Annotated in this window: 15 protein-coding genes; 11 read left to right on the plus strand and 4 right to left on the minus strand. The window is 63.2% G+C overall.

What is annotated here, in order from left to right; genetic code table 11:
• Nucleotides 1-24: 24 nt before the first annotated feature.
• From guaB to KBC94_RS00425, 7 genes are all read left to right on the plus strand, one after another.
• Nucleotides 25-1,491 (plus strand): IMP dehydrogenase, encoded by a 1,467-nt coding sequence (gene guaB, locus KBC94_RS00395; protein ID WP_017760531.1) that lies wholly within the window; start codon nt 25-27, stop codon nt 1,489-1,491.
• A gap of 96 nt (nt 1,492-1,587) precedes the next feature.
• Nucleotides 1,588-1,932 carry a type II toxin-antitoxin system Phd/YefM family antitoxin gene (locus tag KBC94_RS00400; protein ID WP_017760532.1) on the plus strand — a complete coding sequence of 115 codons (345 nt, stop codon included), beginning with the start codon at nt 1,588-1,590 and terminating at the stop codon, nt 1,930-1,932.
• Entirely contained in the window at nt 1,919-2,335 is a 417-nt protein-coding gene (locus tag KBC94_RS00405) for a type II toxin-antitoxin system VapC family toxin (RefSeq protein ID WP_294365073.1), read from the plus strand. Before KBC94_RS00400 ends, KBC94_RS00405 begins: the two co-directional genes overlap by 14 nt.
• Nucleotides 2,336-2,379: 44 nt before the next feature.
• Nucleotides 2,380-3,999 (plus strand): glutamine-hydrolyzing GMP synthase, encoded by a 1,620-nt coding sequence (guaA, locus tag KBC94_RS00410; RefSeq protein ID WP_294365076.1) that lies wholly within the window; start codon nt 2,380-2,382, stop codon nt 3,997-3,999.
• A 299-nt stretch (nt 4,000-4,298) separates the two neighbouring features.
• On the plus strand, nt 4,299-5,555 hold the full coding sequence (locus KBC94_RS00415; protein WP_294365079.1) for a tyrosine-type recombinase/integrase: 1,257 nt from the start codon (nt 4,299-4,301) through the stop codon (nt 5,553-5,555).
• A 154-nt stretch (nt 5,556-5,709) separates the two neighbouring features.
• Nucleotides 5,710-6,531, plus strand: coding sequence for a type IV toxin-antitoxin system AbiEi family antitoxin domain-containing protein (locus KBC94_RS00420; protein WP_294365081.1), 822 nt, complete (start codon nt 5,710-5,712; stop codon nt 6,529-6,531).
• A complete protein-coding gene (locus tag KBC94_RS00425; RefSeq protein ID WP_294365084.1) occupies nt 6,515-7,465 on the plus strand; it encodes a nucleotidyl transferase AbiEii/AbiGii toxin family protein in 951 nt (316 codons plus the stop codon). Before KBC94_RS00420 ends, KBC94_RS00425 begins: the two co-directional genes overlap by 17 nt.
• Nucleotides 7,466-7,734: 269 nt before the next feature.
• On the opposite strand, the gene KBC94_RS00430 is transcribed toward KBC94_RS00425, so the two are convergent.
• From KBC94_RS00430 to KBC94_RS00445, 4 genes are all read right to left on the minus strand, one after another.
• Nucleotides 7,735-8,088 (minus strand): AlpA family transcriptional regulator, encoded by a 354-nt coding sequence (locus tag KBC94_RS00430; protein WP_294365930.1) that lies wholly within the window; start codon nt 8,086-8,088, stop codon nt 7,735-7,737.
• Nucleotides 8,060-8,215 carry a hypothetical protein gene (locus tag KBC94_RS00435; protein WP_294365974.1) on the minus strand — a complete coding sequence of 52 codons (156 nt, stop codon included), beginning with the start codon at nt 8,213-8,215 and terminating at the stop codon, nt 8,060-8,062. Before KBC94_RS00435 ends, KBC94_RS00430 begins: the two co-directional genes overlap by 29 nt.
• A 382-nt stretch (nt 8,216-8,597) precedes the next feature.
• Nucleotides 8,598-9,929 (minus strand): hypothetical protein, encoded by a 1,332-nt coding sequence (locus tag KBC94_RS00440; protein WP_294365085.1) that lies wholly within the window; start codon nt 9,927-9,929, stop codon nt 8,598-8,600.
• Nucleotides 9,930-9,945: 16 nt separating this feature from the next.
• Nucleotides 9,946-11,985 (minus strand): CHAT domain-containing protein, encoded by a 2,040-nt coding sequence (locus tag KBC94_RS00445; RefSeq protein ID WP_294365088.1) that lies wholly within the window; start codon nt 11,983-11,985, stop codon nt 9,946-9,948.
• A 748-nt stretch (nt 11,986-12,733) separates the two neighbouring features.
• Here KBC94_RS00445 and KBC94_RS00450 point away from each other — a divergent pair.
• The 4 genes from KBC94_RS00450 to KBC94_RS00465 all read left to right on the plus strand — a co-directional run bounded on the left by KBC94_RS00450 (nt 12,734) and on the right by KBC94_RS00465 (nt 18,992).
• Entirely contained in the window at nt 12,734-15,748 is a 3,015-nt protein-coding gene (locus KBC94_RS00450) for a hypothetical protein (RefSeq protein ID WP_294365091.1), read from the plus strand.
• Nucleotides 15,741-16,658 carry a hypothetical protein gene (locus KBC94_RS00455; protein ID WP_294365095.1) on the plus strand — a complete coding sequence of 306 codons (918 nt, stop codon included), beginning with the start codon at nt 15,741-15,743 and terminating at the stop codon, nt 16,656-16,658. The genes KBC94_RS00450 and KBC94_RS00455 overlap by 8 nt, the downstream gene beginning before the upstream one ends.
• 162 nt (nt 16,659-16,820) lie before the next feature.
• On the plus strand, nt 16,821-17,135 hold the full coding sequence (locus KBC94_RS00460; protein ID WP_294365097.1) for a hypothetical protein: 315 nt from the start codon (nt 16,821-16,823) through the stop codon (nt 17,133-17,135).
• Nucleotides 17,136-17,771: 636 nt separating this feature from the next.
• On the plus strand, nt 17,772-18,992 hold the full coding sequence (locus tag KBC94_RS00465; RefSeq protein ID WP_294365100.1) for a GTPase-associated system all-helical protein GASH: 1,221 nt from the start codon (nt 17,772-17,774) through the stop codon (nt 18,990-18,992).
• The last annotated feature ends 24 nt before the right edge of the window (nt 18,993-19,016 follow it).

Consider the following 19,016-nt stretch of genomic DNA (forward strand, 5'->3'; position numbering starts at 1 on the left):
CAATCCGTCTTTTGGAGCTTCACCATGCGCCTTCTCGGCAAAGCGCTCACCTTCGACGATGTGTTGCTGGTGCCTGCGTTCTCCCAGGTCCTGCCCAAGGACGCCTCCCTCAAGACCCGCCTTTCCCGCAACATCGAGCTGAACCTGCCCCTGGTTTCGGCGGCGATGGACACCGTGACCGAAGCCCGCCTGGCGATTGCCATCGCCCAGGAAGGCGGCATCGGCATCGTGCACAAGAACCTCACGGCCCAGCAGCAGGCGGCCGAGGTGGCGAAGGTCAAGCGTTACGAATCCGGCGTGCTGCGCGACCCGGTCGTGATCACGCCCCAGCACACGGTGCTGCAGGTGCTGCAGTTGTCGGAAGAGCTGGGCATTTCCGGATTCCCGGTGATCGACGGCGGCAAGGTCGTCGGCATCGTCACCGGCCGTGACCTGCGCTTCGAGACCCGCTACGACGTGCCCGTCACCGAGATCATGACGCCACGGGCCAAGCTCATCACGGTGAGCGAGGGCACCTCGCCCGCCGAGGCCAAGGCACTGCTGAACAAGCACAAGCTCGAACGTCTGCTGGTTGTGGCCGACGACTTCGAACTCAAGGGCCTGATCACCGTCAAGGACATCACCAAGCAGACCAGTTTCCCGAACGCGGCGCGCGACGCATCGGGCCGCTTGCGCGTGGGCGCGGCGGTGGGTGTGGGCGAAGGCACCGAGGAACGTGTCGAGGCCCTGGTCAAGGCCGGCGTGGACGCCATCGTGGTCGACACCGCCCACGGCCACAGCAAGGGCGTTATCGAGCGGGTGCGCTGGGTCAAGCAGAACTATCCGCAGGTCGATGTGATCGGCGGCAACATCGCCACCGGCGCCGCCGCCAAGGCGCTGGCCGAGGCGGGCGCGGATGCGGTCAAGGTCGGCATCGGCCCGGGTTCCATCTGCACCACGCGCATCGTGGCCGGCGTGGGCGTGCCGCAGATCATGGCCATCGACAACGTGGCCACGGCGCTGGGCGACAGCATTCCGCTGATCGCCGACGGCGGAATCCGCTACTCGGGCGACATCGCCAAGGCCATCGCGGCCGGCGCCAGCACCGTGATGATGGGCGGCATGTTTGCCGGCACCGAAGAGGCGCCGGGCGAGATCATCCTGTTCCAGGGCCGCAGCTACAAGAGCTATCGCGGGATGGGCTCCATCGGTGCGATGCAGCAGGGCAGCGCCGACCGCTACTTCCAGGAGTCGAGCACGGGCAACCCCAATGCCGACAAGCTGGTGCCCGAAGGCATCGAAGGCCGTGTGCCCTACAAGGGGTCGATGCTGTCCATCGTCTACCAGATGGCCGGCGGCCTGCGTGCCTCGATGGGCTACTGCGGTTGCGCCACCATCGACGAGATGAAGTCGAACGCCGAGTTCGTGGAAATCACGGCGGCCGGCATCCGCGAAAGCCATGTGCACGATGTGCAGATCACCAAGGAAGCGCCCAACTACCGGGCGGAGTGACCCGGCGTCGCGCTGAAAAGGGCCAGATTGTTCTGGCCCTTTTTCTTTCCTGGCTAGAATATGGTCCAAATTCCCCATAGACGGGCCAGATTCGACATGCACACCGTCCCCATCCACCAAGCCAAGAGCCAGCTTTCCGAACTGATCCGCGCTGTCGAGAACGGAGAGGAAGTCGTGCTGACTCGCCACGGCAAGCGGGTGATCCGGCTGATCAAGGAGCCCGAGTCGGTGCAACCCAGCATCGAGGCGCGTCGACAGGCCATCGTGGCAGAGCTGCAGGCGCTGCGCGCCAAGGTGGCCGCGACGGCGGCAGAGCAGGGTGCCGGCTTCGACCTGCTGTGGCAGCAGCACGAGGCCGCCCAGGCAGCGCGCACGGGGTCATGGGTCCAGGGCGACCTTCCCACGGCCGGTCACCCGAAGGACGACGATGCTGGTCATTGACGCCTCGGCCTTCACCCGCTGGGCCTTCCCGGCCGACGGCAGTGACCGCGTGTCGCAGGCGCTGATCCGCGTCATGACCGAGGAAGAAAGCGCAACCAGCGCCGCCACCTTCCCTCTCGATGTGCTCCAGGCCACCGGTTGCGCGCTGGCCACCGGCCGGTTCACGACGGCCGTCCACCAGCACGTGCTGCGGCTGCTGAGCCGGCTGCCGGTGGCATTGGCGCCCATGCGCATCTCGCCGCTGGAGTTCTGGACCTGGGCGCAATCGATGCAGCTCGGCCCTCACGATGCGGCCTATCTCAAGTTGGCCGTCGACCTCAAGGCGCCGCTGGTCACCATGGCGCCTGCGCTGCACCGCGCCTGCGTTCAACTGGACCATCCCGTCATCACCGACCTGACCTGACGCGGCGCCCACGCGGCCGCATCTCCCTTCTTTCGGAGCCCACCATGCAACACGACAAGATCCTCATCCTCGACTTCGGCTCGCAGGTCACGCAGCTGATCGCCCGCCGCGTGCGCGAAGCCCATGTGCTGAGCGAAGTGCATCCCTGCGACGTGACCGACGATTGGGTGCGCCAATACGCGGCCGATGGTTCGCTCAAGGGCGTGATCCTGTCGGGCAGCCATGCCAGCGTGTACGAAGAGACCACCGACAAGGCACCCCAGGCCGTCTTCGAACTGGGCGTGCCGGTGCTGGGCATCTGCTACGGCATGCAGACCATGGCGCACCAGCTGGGCGGCAAGGTTGAGGGCGGCCACAAGCGGGAATTCGGCTTCGCGGCGGTGCGTGCCCGCGGCCACACCGAGCTGCTGCGCGACATTGCCGACTTCACGACCGACGAAGGCCACGGCATGCTCAACGTCTGGATGAGCCATGGCGACAAGGTGAGCGAGCTGCCGCCTGGCTTCAAGCTGATGGCCAGCACCGACAGCTGCCCCATCGCCGGCATGGCTGACGAGGCGCGCAAGTTCTACGCCGTGCAGTTCCACCCCGAGGTCACGCACACGCAGCAGGGCAAGGCGATCTTGGAGCGCTTCGTGCTGGGAATCTGCAAGGCCCAGCCCGACTGGGTCATGAAGGACCACATCGCCGAGGCGGTTGAAGCCATCCGCCAGCAGGTGGGCGACGAAGAGGTGATCCTGGGCCTGTCGGGTGGCGTCGACTCCTCGGTAGCCGCTGCCCTGATCCACCGCGCCATCGGCGACCAGCTCACCTGCGTCTTCGTCGACCACGGCCTGCTGCGGCTGGACGAAGGCAAGATGGTGATGGAGATGTTCGCCGGCAAGCTGCATGCGCGCGTCATCCACGTTGATGCCAGCGAGCAGTTCCTGGGGCACCTGAAGGGCGTAAGTGACCCCGAACAGAAGCGCAAGATCATCGGCCGCGAGTTTGTCGAGGTTTTTAAGGCCGAGGCCGCCAAGCTCAAGGCCGGCACCGGCGGACACAAGGGCGCGACCTTCCTGGCCCAGGGCACCATCTATCCGGACGTGATCGAGTCGGGCGGCGCCAAGAGCAAGAAGGCCGTCACCATCAAGAGCCACCATAACGTGGGCGGGCTGCCCGAACAGTTGGGCCTGAAGCTGCTGGAGCCGCTGCGCGACCTGTTCAAGGACGAGGTGCGCGAATTGGGCGTGGCCCTGGGACTGCCGTCCGAGATGGTGTACCGCCATCCCTTCCCGGGCCCCGGCCTGGGCGTGCGCATCCTCGGCGAGGTGAAGAAGGAGTACGCCGACCTGCTGCGCCGTGCCGACGCGATCTTCATCGAGGAGTTGCGCAACTTCCGCGACGACGCCACCGGCAAGACCTGGTACGACCTCACCAGCCAGGCCTTCACCGTCTTCCTGCCGGTCAAGAGCGTGGGCGTGATGGGCGACGGCCGCACCTACGACTACGTTGTGGCGCTGCGTGCCGTGCAGACCAGCGACTTCATGACCGCCGACTGGGCCGAGTTGCCCTACGCGCTGCTCAAGAAGGTGTCGAGCCGCATCATCAACGAGGTGCGCGGCATCAACCGCGTCACCTACGACGTGTCGAGCAAGCCGCCGGCGACGATCGAGTGGGAGTGAAACCGGGTCCCTTGGAGACTATCGCCAGCTATCAGTAAGTCGCCGTAACGTTTTGATTTCAAAGAAAATACGTCACGGCAGCTATCGGATCCTATCGCCGGCCAGCAGAACAAGTTGGCGGTAAAGCTGACGGTTGTTTTACGGGGCCGGTCTCAGACCCACTCATTGATGATGGACGCTTTTGCCGTCTCGACGGCAAAAGCAACCTCCGGAATCCAGTAGCCATGCGGGTTCTCGAGCATCAACAGGTTCCCTAGCCCTTGACGGTAAAAACCGTCTTGTACAGGAGGAAATCCTCGATGCTCACTGACACCGCACTGCGCAACCTCAAGCCTAAGTCCCTGACTTACAAGGCTTATGACCGTGACGGCATGTACGTGTCGGTATCGCCGGCCGGCACCATCGCGTTTCGCTACGACTACCGTCTCAACGGCCGTCGGGAGACCTTGACCATCGGACGCTACGGACCGGCGGGCATCACGCTGGCTATGGCGCGCGAGAAGCTGCTGGATGCCAAGCGGGCCATCGCAGAGGGCAGGTCTCCGGCGATGGAGAAGCAACGCGAGAAACGCCGCCTGTCCGCTGGCCAGAATTTCGGCGACATGACGCTGCGCTGGATGGCCGACGCGCGCATGGCCGACAGCACCCGGGCGATGCGCAAGCACATCGTCGAGCGGGACATCCTGCCGGCGTTCAGGAACCGACTGCTCACCGAGATCAGCGCTGATGACCTGCGCGCGCTGTGCAATAAGGTGAAGGCACGGGGCGCGCCAGCCACTGCAGTGCATGTCCGCGACATCGTGAAGCAGGTCTACGCATTTGCCATCCTGCACGGCGAGAAGGTGGACAACCCGGCCAACCACGTGGGCGCGGCGTCGATCGCGACCTTCGTGCCAAAGGACCGGGCGCTGTCGCCGGCCGAGATCCGGCTGGCCTTCCACCAGTTGGAGTCCATCGCCACCTACCCCACGATCCGGCTGGCCCTGCGCATGGTCCTGCTGACGCTGGTGCGCAAGAGCGAGCTGATCGAGGCGACCTGGAGCGAGGTGGATTTCGAGAAAGCCACCTGGACGATCCCGAAGCAGCGCATGAAGGGTCGCAACCCACATGTGGTCTACCTGTCGCGCCAGGCGTTGGACATCTTCGTGGCGCTGCACACTTGCGCTGCCGGCTCGAAGTTCGTGCTGCCCTCGCGCTACGAGCCAACGCGCTCCATGTCGCACGCAACCCTGAACCGGGTGACCCAGCTCATCGTGGAGCGGGCCACGGCGGCGGGCTTGCCGCTGGAGCCGTTCACCGTGCATGACCTGCGCCGCACCGGCTCCACGCTGCTCAACGAGGTAGGCTTCAACGGGGACTGGATCGAGAAGTGCTTGGCGCACGAAGAAGGGCGTTCCTCGCGCTCGGTCTACAACAAGGCCGAGTACGCCGAGCAGCGGCGTCACATGTTGCAGGAGTGGGCGGATATGGTCGATGCCTGGATCGACGGCCGCACTCACGTACCGAAGTTGATGCCTGACAACGTGGTGATCCCGGTCCTCAGTGCGACGGTGTAGGGGATGGCCGCACGACTGTTCTCTTCTAACGGGCACCGAAGCACGGCGGCCGGTTTACCTTCTTCGCATAACAGGCACTCAGAGTGATCTTTTGTTTGGTCAACTCAAACCGCGGTCCTTGGCGAGAGTTCGCGAAAGCGGTATTTTGTTCACCATGAGTGATCAAAAGATCAGAAAACTGAACCGCCTTTTAGGTGAGCTGGGCGATACGCGCTTGGTGTCCAGCCGCTGGCTGAAGGCGCACGGCTACTCCAACAGCCTTGTCGCGCGCTACGTGGGCAGCGGCTGGCTGGTGTCCCCGGCGCGTGGCGTCTACATGCGCAAGGGTGGGCAGCTACAGTGGGAGGGGGTGGTCCGCAGCCTGCAGGCCGGCGAGGGGATGCTGCTGCATCTGGGAGGGCGCTTCGCGCTGGCCCTGCAGGGGCACGAGCACTACCTGCGGCTCGGCGAAGCCGGGACGATCACTCTCTACGGGCCGGTGCGGCCGCCGGGCTGGGTGGACAAACTGTCCATGGCACAGCGCTTCGAGTACCGGGGCAAGGGACCGTTCGATTTGCCTGCCGTCCCGTACACGGACGACGTGTCCGAGCAGGCGCTGTCGGATCAGGGCCTGGCGTGGCACGAGACCGGGCAGGGAGCCGACGCTTTGGTGTGCGCCACGTCCGAGCGGGCGATGCTGGAGCTGTGCGATGGCGTATCGGATGCAGCAGGGGTCTACGAGGCAGATGCGCTGATGCAGGCCATGACCACGCTGCGGCCGCAGCGGGTCGGCCTGCTGCTTAGGCATTGCCGCAGCATCAAGGCCAAGCGGCTGTTCCTGGCCCTCGCCGATCGTCATCGGCATGCGTGGTTGTCGCACGTACCGCTGGATGGTGTGGACCTCGGCCGCGGCAAGCGGGCGCTGGTGCCCGGCGGACGCCTGCATCCGACCTATCAGATCACCTTGCCGGGAGACCTCGATGAGCACCTGGCTTGACCGATGGGACCGGCGCTATACGGACCGCGTGCGGCTGCTGGTGGAAATCCTGCCGGTGCTGGCGCAGGAGCCGCGCTTCGCGCTCAAGGGCGGCACGGCCATCAACCTGTTCGAGCACGACCTGCCGCGCCTGTCCGTGGACATCGATCTGGCCTGGCTGCCTGTGCATGACTATGCCGAGGACGCAAGGCTGATCGCGGACGCGCTCGCACGGCTGGCCGAAGCGCTGCGCGCCCGGCCTCTGCAACTGCAGGTGCAGACGTCAGCAGGGGAGGGGGTGGGGACAGTCACCCGGCTGGTGGCCAGCCGCGGCCGTGCGCGCGTGCAGATCGAGACGACGCCGGTCATGCGCGGCGCGGTGCATCAGGCACGCAACATGGTCGTGCGCCCGCGGGTGGAGGAAGCGTTCGGCTTCGCAGAGGTGCAGGTGCTGGACTTTGCAGACCTCTATGCCGGCAAGCTGGCCGCGGCGCTGTCGCGGCAGCATCCTCGCGATCTCTTCGATGTCGGCCTGCTGCTGGAGGACGAGCGCGCGGATGAACTGCTGTGGCGGACCTTCCTCGTGTACCTGACCTGCAGCCCCAAACCCGCCTGGGAGATGCTGGCGCCGCGCGTGCCTGCGGATTTCGCTGCGACCTTCGAGGCGCACTTCAAGGGGATGACGGCTGAGCCCATCAGTGCGCAGGCGTTGCTGGAAAGCCGGGAGCGCCTATTGACGCGTGTGGCGGAATGGCTGGACCAGCCGTCGCATGCTTTCCTTCGCTCCGTCGAAGACGAGCAGCCCGACTTCGGCCTGATCGGACTTCCTCACGCGGCCGAACTGCCGGGCGTGCGGCGCAAGCTTCATAACCTAGCGCAGCGAAGCGCGGCCAAGCGGGCGGCTGATAGTCGGCAGCTTGAAGAAACGCTGGCGCGAATTGTGAACTCCAGGTGAGGACGGACGCTCCCACGGAGACTCACGGATTCACGCTCGTCTACAAGCGGCCTTTGGGCATTGGAGTGCCGTCTGCAAAGACTGGCTGGCAGCGTGTGCGCCGACGCCACCTTTGGAGCGGGACGGCCTGGGCCTGTCGCTTTGGCTTTCGGCTGCGAAGCAATTGACGGCGAAGGTGCGATGGGTCTTGCCACCGCAAAGGTGATACAGGTCCTGCCAGCGCGTAACGTTAGGGTGGACGCTGTGTCGCCTTGCGCTGTGCGGCGGTCTTATCTCACCGGGCGGTACTGGCGCTGCCTCACGTCGGGGCCGATGGGAGTGCGTAGCTTCGCTGATCGCGAGTCTTGCTTGCGAGATTCGATCCAGGCCTCGACTTCTTCTAAGTCCCAGACGACGCAGCGGGGGGTGAGGCGGAAGCGTCGTGGGAATTCGCCGCGCTGCTCCATCTCGTAGATAGTGGTCTCGGCCAGGGGGACGATCTGGTGCAGTTCGTGGCGGCGGATCGTGCGGCGAAAAGGCAGCGGGGCCTTGGACGGGAACTGCGGGAGGTCACTGTACCCTGCGGCACCAGGGTGCGGCAGGGCGGGGCTTCGCTCAGAAGACGGCGACGAGGACGCTTGCATAGTGGAAACCGTTAAGAGATCGTTGCCGCTCATGGTGGCTATCGAAGGTGATCGGAACAACCTGCTGGAGCGAAGCCCAGAGTGGAATGGCCCTTTCAGACTGGGTGCGGAAGTTCAGGTCGTACATGCTCAGTGACTCTTCTCGCCGATCGCGGACGTTGCACCTTTCGGCATCCGGCGATCGACTTGAACGAAGGACGAGAATAGGTTGTCACGAGACTAAGCTCGGACCCGAAGCGCGCTTGACAGCATGGGCGTCAGCCGGGTCACTTCTGGCGATAGGCACCGAGGCGACGGCGGGTCGGTAAAACACCAGGGTCAGACAAGTGCCATCGCGATGAACACGGCAACGACGTGCTGCTCCTAGATGGTGTCCGCAAGAACGCAATGGCTCGTTGCCGGGCCTATGAGCCGAACTCGATCCTTCAAGGCTTCGCGCGCGAGCTGGATGTTGATGTCCTTGTGACTGAAGCGCGCATAGGCGAGGATCTTGCGCAGCCTCGGCAACTCTATTTGATCGCGCCAGCGTTGCGTTCGAAGGTCACCATCGTCGCGCGGAGCTGGCCCGACGCGTCGGGCTCGTCGACCTGCACGTAGTTCAGTGAATATGGAAACTTACTCTCGTCGCGCAAGTCATCCAGCGTGAGCTCGCCGGCGTTCGTCACCTCTGCGTAGCGCGTCCAACTCCCCGGATTGAAGTACGTGACCTTGTGGGTCGCGATATGTTCGTCCGGTATGTGAGTGTGGCCCATCACCACGATTTGTGTGGCTTCCACCTTCGACGCTCGATTTCTGGCGGTCACCCGCAGCGAGTCCCTTCCGAACGCGGAGCTCCCCACGATCGTTCCGAGCGAGTTCTGTGTGTCGCCGGTGCTGAGGACGACCGACTTAGGCAGTTGGTCCCAGGCGGCCAGCGAAGAGATGTCGGGCCAGTGCAGCAGCAGGAACTCCGACAAGGTCTCTTCCGAGCGGAGTTGGCGCCGCAGGACTTCAATGGGCACGGCTGCGACTCTCGCGAGATCCTCGGCAACGCGATCATCTCGCTGGACCAAGTCGAGCAACTGCTTCCCGAGCAGACCGTTTGCTTGCGCGGGTTCGATTGACATTGCGACAGGGTATCTGGCCGCGAAGCGCAAGAAGGCCCAGACGACCACCAAAAGCCCCTTTTTATCGTTCTTGGCCAGAATCTCGGCCAGCCGTTGCACGGGGTAGATGTTGTCTGCGAACGGATACGCCTTTTCAAGGAAGTTGACGAACTTCACCATGAACAGGGTGCCGACGCACATCTCGAGCCTGGGCTCGGCCTCGCCGTCGATGAACGGTTCGTCCCAACGCTTGAAGGTGTTGACCGGGTCAGGGATGTGGCCATGAGCGATCTGAAGTTTTGCGTCGTAGCGCTCGACCCACTCGCTGCCGAATTCAAACCCCAGGTCGGGATGGATGGCTTGCGACAATTCGCTGCGAACTGAGTCCCAGTACAGATCGACGTCGTGGTTGCCGGCCGCCACCGTGACCAGATTGCCGAGGGTCATGAACTTCGAGAGCGCGGCGAAGATTCCGGGATGACCAGCCAGGATCGCGCGCAGTTTCAGGATCGACTCGCTTTCGGAGCACCATGACTTTGCATCGCGACCGCGATAAGCGTCCTGCAAGGTCTGTGCGAATTCAAGGAAATCGCCGTTGATGTACAGCTCGATGTCGCCGGCTTGACCTTGCGGTCGCTGCGCGAGTTCATTGACGAGCCGCTCGAGCTGTTGGCCTTGATAAACGTGGTCGTCACCCGGGTCGGAGGCGCCGCCGCCGATGTGCAGATCACTGATGATGATCGTTTGCTTCTTCATCTGCTCTCCTGGCAATCTAGCGATCGAGCTGACACTGCACGCTGTAGAAGAGCGGCGAGAAGTTCCCTCGTGCAGCCTTGGCGTTTCGGAGCACGCGCACCTTCTCGGACAGCGGGGGGCCTTCCAGCAGACAGGCTTCAACGAGCTCTGCGCCGAACTTCGCGCCGAACTGGATCGGCACATAGAAGGTCGCCGCAATCACGCCGAGCGCACCTTGCTCCCTGAACGCCTTCAAAAAGCCGGTGAACATCAACGGCGAGGTCGATCCCGCGAGGCAAGCATTCAGGATGACGACCGGCGCATTAGCGAACTGTGTATCTCTTGCAGCATCCCTCGGTCTGGCGAAGCAGTCGTAGTCCAACTGCAGAGCCTCGGCCTGTCCTTGGCTCGGGACGGCGGCTGAGCCGTGGCAATACACGTAGATGACGCTGGCGGTGCTATTGCCGGCGAGCAAGGTTTCTTTCATCGCGACGCAGTCGTCCGTCACGCTGCACTGGATGCCTTCCTTTTGCAGTCTTCGCGCAAACGATTGATGGATTGCCATCGGGTCGGGCTTCTGTTCAGACGTGATCGTCGAGTTCAGGTTGAATGAGACCTCAGGCTCCGCTCGCCAATGGCGTGCGCGCATCTCGCGATAGTTGCCCGGTCCACTTTGCAGCATTTCCACCGCGTAGCGCAGCCCCCAAAACAAGTCAGGCGCCGCGGGGTTAGCCTTCTTCACGGTCTCCGCAGCGTTCTTGCTGAACCGCCGCGGGTAGAGTATCTCGACGGGCAGCGACAGGCCCGATGTTGCAATCGTCAGCCGTGTCCCCGTGGGTTGGGTGTCGATGTACTCCAGAATGTTCCGACACGGCTCGAAGTTGGCGATGGCTTGATACAGTAGCGATCCGGCGCTTGCGACACGTTCACAGCAATCAAGCAAGTCGCGGTCCTCGCGCCAGTTATCGCGCCCAGGCTCGGGCGTGGTCCAAGCCGCCGTGTTGTAGTAGTCCGTGCCGAGCTCGTTGCGAACCTCGTCTAGCAATGTTTGAACGATCACGGTGCTGAGCTCACGGACCTTCGCAGTCAACAGGGAGTCGACCGTGCCGCCGGTGTTCTTAACCAGCGTCATCGAAAGACCGTCATCGCCGACCGACATGCTCAGCAAGAGACCGCTACTCGGGTTGGCCTTCGCCGGGGCGTCGAGGTCAAGAATCAATGGCCTGTGTGGCACCGACCCGCTGCTTCGATCGGGTTGTTCGATGCCTGGCGCGCTGACGGCTATCGATAGCGGCACGGCATAGAGCAGCTTGCCGGCCGCATACAGATCAAGCCGAAAGTCGAGCACGGCAGCGCTGTCGTCCATGACGACGAAATCGAAACCGACTTCCTTGACCAGCGCGGCGGACTGGAACTTGGCAAAGACAACTTGTTCGCTGACCAGCTTCACACCGTCCGGCACAGTGAGCAAGACCGTGAGGGTGCCGTCGGCCAGCGCGACGGCTTTTAGCTTGCTTCCGGTGGCTGTCGCGTGATCCTTCGGGTTGGCTAGGTCGGAGACGGTGAGTCGTGTTGCGGCATTGCGTCGCAACGCACCGTTGTCGTAGCCGTCTCCCTCGAATCGGAAATGCAAGCTGTAGTCGCGATCGTTAGGATTGGAGTCCTTGTCGCTTGTGAATCCACCGCCATCGCTCTCCCGATTCATCTTGATGTCGGGGCCAAGGTTTTCGGGGCGGACAAGTTTCGGCAGATCAATTCCGAGCGAGATATCGGAGCGTTCGATCGACTCGGAGCCATCGCGTAGCGCTCCTTTGGCGCCGGGTTTGATCGGGCCGTCCCCGGACAAGATGATCGCGCTTCGTCCCCCCCCAGTCTCCGAGCGAGACATCATGACGACATCGTCCTCGTCGACCTCTACTTTCCTACGAGCGATGACAACTTTGCGGCGGGACGTGCTGCGTCGACCCTTGAAGAGGAGCCAGGGGACGAGCGCCGCGCACGCTCCGATGGCGGCGGCCAAGAAGATCGGCCAGTGCGTCGCCAGAAAGCCGAGCAATGTTGCAAGTTGGGGCGACATTTTGATCAGCGACCGACGCCAAGGTTACGACGTCGCCTCCATTTTTGTTGGGGACAGAGCAACTGGGCCCGGTGTGGGTCTCGCATTCGCGCTGCGAACGGGCTCTCGGACGCGCAGAGTGTGCAGGCGCCGTGCGTCAACGGCAAGCCCAAGTTTCTTGGCCTCGCGCATCGCGCGTGAGCTGCCGGCGTTGTTCAATTTGCTCGAAGCGCTGCTGCCGCCCGCGGTCGGAACGTGCGGGTCAGTTGGCGGAGACCGGGCGCCAAACGTGCAGTCATCCAAATGATGGAGGCGAAGCAGCAGCCGATACCCTATGTTATCTGGGCATTTTGACTGCGCCGCATTGACCAGCTCGATGCCGCGTACCGCACAAGCGGCGGGCTTCTAGCTGGATTGGAAGGTGCGTATGCGCGTCGTGGCATTCCTCATGGTCTTGGCGGCTTGGAACTGCGCAGTCGCGCAACAGGCATCCTCCGAATGCGCGCCCCCTGTGGCACAGCCGGCCGTCGCTTCCGCTGCGCCGTGCCCAGCAGACGACACAGGGTGCGCAGATTGGCGACGCTTTCGAGCGCAGCATCCGTTTCCTTACCAGTCCATCGCCTTGTCTGTGTCGTCAGATTCGTCGCGCGCCACAGTCGTCGTGTCAGAGCCGCCTCCGTTGGCGGAGCGGGCACGCTATGCTGAGCTCTTCAGAGCCGCCTTCCAAGTGCCGACGGAGGCCATTCGCAGAATGCGGTATCAGGTGGGCGTGGACGGCTGGCTCGAGGATTGGGTGATCTCGCTTCCGCTGTCCGGCCGAGACACCTTGTCGTTGCCGGGTCCGGACGCCAATCCCATCGTGGTTCCGATTGAATTGGCAAGCAAGCTCGAGTTTATCGGCGCCACGTTGTTCGGGACTCGTATTGGCTTCTACGTTGAGGCGATCGGCCCGGCGTCCTTGCCTCAGCTGCCGGTCGGTGCGTTGCCAAACCTTCAGGTCACGGCGGGCGACTTGAGTCGACTGTCCCAAGAGAAGCGGCCCGGTTGGAATGATCTGACGCCCGGCGCGAGCGGTCAGAAGACGTTTGGCGAAGCGAGCGCATTTGAGCTGCCCTCAACGCTGGTCAATCCAAATTCGGGCATCGTGATGTTGGTGATCCCCCCGGGCACTCGGCTAACCGACGTGCGCGCCGAGTTCCGCAAGTTCGCGGTGGCCAGTGATTACCTGGTCGGCGCGTTGAAGCCCAAGCGAGGTGGGCTGCTGATGTTCGGGCGAAGCCGCTCGGAGTCGTTAGCCGTCCTGCCGCCACTGCGGTTTGAGACGCTCCAGTCGCTGGCGGAGAGTCTGGGACAGCCGCTGGGGCAAAGCTACGAGCGCCAGCGGATCTTCGCCGGCAAGATCGGCAGCGGCGCGTACGAGGGGTGGGATTGGGCGCCGATTTACTTGTCCAAGCAGCTGCAGGACAGCGAATTTGGAACGCTGTTGAACATCGCAGATCAGCAACTGAAGTCGTGGTCGGAATGCTCGCGCGTGCACTACGCCGGCTTCGAATACCCGTCGCCGAGCGAGTTTCCGTTTGGCAAGCTGCCCGCGTCGACCTGGGTTATGCAAAGAGCACTGTCGACAAGTCTGATTTTTAACTGGAACACAAATGGCTTTGCAGCCGTCAGCGACTCACCGCAGGGCAGAGTCGTCTCGTCGGTGGGCACCACGGCGTTGCCGGTGTCGTACATCGTTCCGGATGACTCGCAGTCCAAGGCAGTTCGGATGCGACTGCAGGCGAGGCAAGATCGCGACAAGACCGTCAAGTCGCCGATTGACGTGGCGACCAGCGCCAGTAACGTGGGGAGCCAATACTTCGCGACTCGTGGAGATCCGATCCTCGCGCGCGTTGCGCAAAACGTTTTCCTGTATCAGATTCTGGGCGAAGCCAAGCCGTTCGCGGCGGTCGGTGCAGGAGCCGCTGCAGTCGCCAAGGCCGTCGACCGCTCGGACATCGTGTCCAAGCTGCTCGTGACCGAGACGACCCCATGGCTGACGGCGATGCTAGGGTCGCCCAACGGTGTCAAGGTCGCGCTGGCGGAGGGCGCGCCGGCAACCGATTTGCACACGGCGATGCAGCGTGCGGGGGTCACGGCGGCGCAGCTGTCTGAGTTGCTCGCGACGCCTCAGTACCAAGCACAGCGCATGCTCACCATCAAGTCCGATGTTGATCTGAAGATTGCGTCCTTCTCGCAATTTGAAGAACGTTGGAATGTGGCGGTGTCCGAGCTGAAAGAAGCATATGCACGATCTGAAGCTGCGTTCAGAACTCATTGCGCGTCGTTTAGTGGCAGCGTATCTACGGTCAAGGAAAAAGGAACCACCTTTCTTCGCTGCGATTGGAGAGCACCGGTTGGTGCCTCAGAGCCTCCATTCGTCGATCCGGCTGCCAAGCGAATTGCGGAGTTGAAGGACGAACTCGAAGCCATCAAGCGTGAGTCTGTGGCCGTTGAATCCGACGTCGAGGCCAAAAGCGCTTCGCTGACGACGCTCGCGGCCCAGAACAAGCTCGCCGAAGCGGTTGGGGCAGAGCTTCGCAGTCGTGCCACCGACACGAAGGACTTGGATGCTGTATTTCTGAAGATTCTGGCGGCGACCGCGCAAGCGGAGAGTCGCGGGTCGATCCAGACCCCGAGCGTAGTGCTGTCGCAAAACGTCGCCGAGACGGACTCGGTCGGCGGACACAACATCGATGGTCTGCCTTGGGATGTTCAAGCCGCTGCGACCAAGGCGGGAAGCGGTCTGCGTTGGATCGGCGGGCGGCCAACGGTCGCGGTGTCCAAGGAGCAAGCCGGGAACAGTGCGGCCGTCGCGCGGTCGCTGGTCACTAAGGAGGCTCCGGCGCAGGCCGTCGAACGGCCGATGCTCGAGGCATTGAAGCTCTCCGAAGCGCCCCCGACCAGCTTTGTGGATGCATTGGCCAAAGCCGGCGATCTGCCTGTCCCGGATGCGAGCCTGATGGAGAGGGCGGCGCTTTGCCGGTGCGACGTCTACGTCGAACGATCCGATACCAACGTGACGTTCGTCGTCGACATGAAGCCGCCACCGAAGGCGCGAGCCATTCTGGGCGATTCGGGTGTGCGCGACGATCTCGCCGGCGCAGCCCGCGGCAGGAACGTCCTCTTTGCCGGGTTCCCGGTTGAGCGCGCGGTGTCTATCGCCGAGGGGGCGGAAGTGATGAGCAGGTCCTTACCCACACGCGCGCAGTCGTTCGAAGACTCAATCTCGACTGCACGCAAGTACTTTGCGGGCGGCATGGAGGCACTTCGCGAGATGTTCAGCCTTCGGACGAAGAGCGGCAAGGTCGTTCATTTGTCCACTGACGTTGGCCGATCTGTCGATGGTGTGATCGATCGCGGGCGGCTCGTCGCGACACTGGCGGAGCGACCTACATGGGCGGAGGCGAAAGTGCTCGGTAACAAGCCGACCGCAGAGAGCGGCCATTTGGTCGAGGTGCGCTACGGTCGAGACCAAGGAGTCAAGATTTCTGTTCGCAACAAGGATGGGTTACCGGTGAGCACGGACCCGACCGCTGCCGTCGCTTCATCAAAAGCCGCGCTTGCCTCTGCGGAACGTGATCAGACTGACGTTCAAGAAGCGATCACGCGCGTGGCCGAACGGCTGTACCGCGACAACAAGAGCGCCCGCTTCGTCGACGCCTTCCTCGAAGGGGTGGGCAAGAGTGCATTCCGCTTCGACCTGCAAAAGGGCCAGGTCACGTTGGTCGCGGCCGGTGAATGACGAGTCCGACTCGCCGGAGAAGGTGGCGCTGGTCATCGGGATTCCAATCTCGATCGAGGAGTGCGCGCTGCGGCTCCGCTCGCCGGTACCTTGGGAGTATGGCGAGAGAACGCGCGAGAGAGACCGGGCCCAGCTCGGAAAATTCTCGGCGCTGTATGAAGTCGTCGGAGAAGCAGCTGCTGATTTGTTCGCGACCGCGAGTGCGGCCAAGGCAACGATTTATCGGTGCGCGACGTTTGCGGATCTGAAGGCCGCACTCTCGTCGCACGACGCAGTCATTGTCTTGGCCCATTGGCGCGGCAGCAGTGTCTCGAGCTTGGACTTGCTGCCAGGCTGGAACGACCGGTTTCAGGCGCTGCTGAAGTGGTCGGGGCCGAGGTCCGACGCGTTTCGAAGTGTGCGCGACGGTTGGAGCGGCAGCTCGGCCGAGAGCTTTTGCGAGTCACTGAATCGTGCGATCAATGGAGGCGCGTTTCGGGCGTGCTTTCCGTCAGGCGCAGCGCAACTGGACATGTCGCCGCTGCTCGGGGCCGCGATGTCTCGAGACATCGTGGATCAGGCCTTTGATCCTCATCTTCGCAAGGGCAATGCGCTCGAACTGTTCGATGGCATGTGGAGCGGGCAAGCGATCGTTGGCGCGATCCCGCGCGACTTCCGAGGAACGTTGGACCTTTCGTGCTGCACGTCGTCTGTGCTGGCGACAAACTTGCGAGTGGCGTACGGGGACGCGTTGACGGTGATCAGCAACGACGAATCGATCCCACCGGACTATCAGATGCGAGTGATTGAAGGTGGATTGTGGCTCTTGAATAGGCGTCGACCAGCGGGCGACTATGCATCTGCACGGCGCGAGGTGAGCAAAGGGCTTGGGGACTGGCGCGCCGGCTCGTATCGGTCCGGATACTTGTAGCGTTCGCTCTCCGTGCGGTTTCGTTTGCGACCCCACTATCGAGCCGAGGGTGCGACGCATAAAGACCACATCACCAAAGCGATGGAGGCCGGGGGCGATCGCCATCGGGCCACACCGGTGAACCATGTTGCGTTTGGCGCAGTTTGCGCCAGCTGAGACTAAATGCAGGAAGAGATCAAGACCATCAAGGAAGGCGTGGGAGTCGTCGCCGAGATCACCAAGATCGCGGGCAACTACCCTCAAGTGAAAGAGGCCACGAAGAACCTTGGACAGACTGCTATCACGATCACCAAGCCGATCAACAACGCGCTGATGCCCCTCGCAGCCGTGAACTTTGCGTTCGACAAGACGCGGACCGACTTTTCGGGTGTGTTTAAGCGCGACCTGCTTAATCGGACCAATCTCAGCCGAGGACTTGTCTCATGCGCGGCCACCCTGCAGAGCAGTTTGCCCACGCGCACCGCGGCGAGTAACTAAATCGGCAGCTGTTTCACTAGCACCATGCCGCAGCTTGTTGCGCAGACCACGTGCCAGACAAGGCTTGTTGCTGGCGCTGAGCCAATCCGAAGTCCGATCGTTGTGGCGAATCATCAGCAGGCCGTCTCTGGCAGGGCGGCGGCGAAGGACCGCAACCGCTGCATTTTCTATCGCTGGGTCGAATTAGCGCGTCCATGGCGGTGATCCGATTTTGAGCGGTCCTTGGAAGGGAACGGGCGAAGGTCTGCAACCGCTGCATAGCTGCCCGAGCGGTGCCGACGGGCAGCTTGAGACTGATTGCCGAAGTTCACGAGCGCCTGCTTTAGGGCGGAGCGCTTCTGGTCCGGGTGTCCAGCGGACTCCGTACGGCGCCACCGTCCAAATTGAGGACGCGGGTGTAGCTCATGGTCGCTGTCGCACCTGTGTGCTCCCGAAGCTTCTGCCCCGTGCGGATGTCGCTTTCCCACTGCAGTCGGCGAGGGCTAACAATGGCGCGACTCGACGAACGTACGGCGCTCGCGCGCATCCGTGTTACAAACTTTCAACGGGTATGCTAACCCTCGTGTACAGCGACGCTCGACCTTGGTGGGCGCGCTTCGGGGCGACGCCGTGATCTAGAACATAGGAGGAGAGACGATGTCGGCAGCAGTTCTTCGGGCGTTCATGCAGGTGAGCCTGATTGATCTCGACGGTGAAGACTCGCGGCTGGACAAGCTGCAGGCGGCCTCAGCGGCTCTGGCTGATGAGTTCGCTGCCAGGCCCATCACCATGGCGATCCCGGCACTGGCGGCCATCCTGGGCGATGACGACAAGAACCCGGCCGACGCGTTCGATGACGCGGCCCGCGCCATCGGGAACCACTGGAGCACCTACCAAAGCGTATTCCGCGACGGCAAGGCCAACACGCTGTATCGCGGGGTCGCGCTTCAGGCGCTGGTGACCGCCATCGAGAGCCAGCCGTCGTTGGGCACGGCTGTTGCCCTGCTAATGCGGAACTTCGTGACAGCCGTCGAGCTGGGAAAGTACGCCAAGGCCATCCAGTTGCTCGTCGACGCCGCCGAGGCCGCATTAGCGGAAGAGCGCGGGGCACTGGCCGTGCCTGCCCAAGGAGTGAGCACGGAACTGCCTAACGTCGTCAAGGCCACGAAGATCGACCGAGCGCAGCTATTGAAGCGCATCGAGGCGGCGGTGGGGCCGCACAACCGCGCCGGGACTGCGGGCGACAACCCGAATCCCCACTGGTCCAACGTCGGCCCTCCGTGGATCCATGATTTTTCTGACCGGCTGGCGCCGATCATTGCTGATTACATCGACTTTGCCATTGCCGAAGCGGCTAGATTCGACGACAAAAATCAGCAGGGCGTCGCCAACAGCATCACCGGCCTGGGTGCGATTAATCCGGCGATCCAGCGGTCGATGCGCCTGCTGTGGTGGCGCCAGTCGCTGTATTCAGAGTCCGCCGACAAGTCCTACCGCGAGCTCGGTGCAGCCGAAGCCGTTATCCGCGCGGTCGCCGATCTGGCTGGCCATCTGCCCGACGCATATGAGCGCGCCGTCGACGCCCTCCTGTCGGAGACGATCTTGGCCCTTGGGCTGGGCAACGACGCGCAGGGCATTGGTGCGATCCAGGCGGCCGACGCGCCGGCGCGCGCTGCGCTGGATGGCCGTCTGGCGTTCCAGCGTCCTGCCGGTTTGGTGATGACGGGCGTTCTCCAAAAGGACGGTGCCGTCCCGATCTGTGCGCCGACGCTGACCTACCAGGGCTGGGCTGTCTGGCTGCTGCGTGAACTGATGGCCGTGCGAGCCGTGCAGGAAATCCAGAGGGCCACAGAGGCTGAGGATGCGGCTGATGAGTAGCGATTGCTCGCACCACGGCTGCTA

It is taken from the genome of Pseudacidovorax sp., assembly GCF_017991995.1.
In the GTDB taxonomy this organism is placed as follows: domain Bacteria; phylum Pseudomonadota; class Gammaproteobacteria; order Burkholderiales; family Burkholderiaceae_C; genus Xenophilus.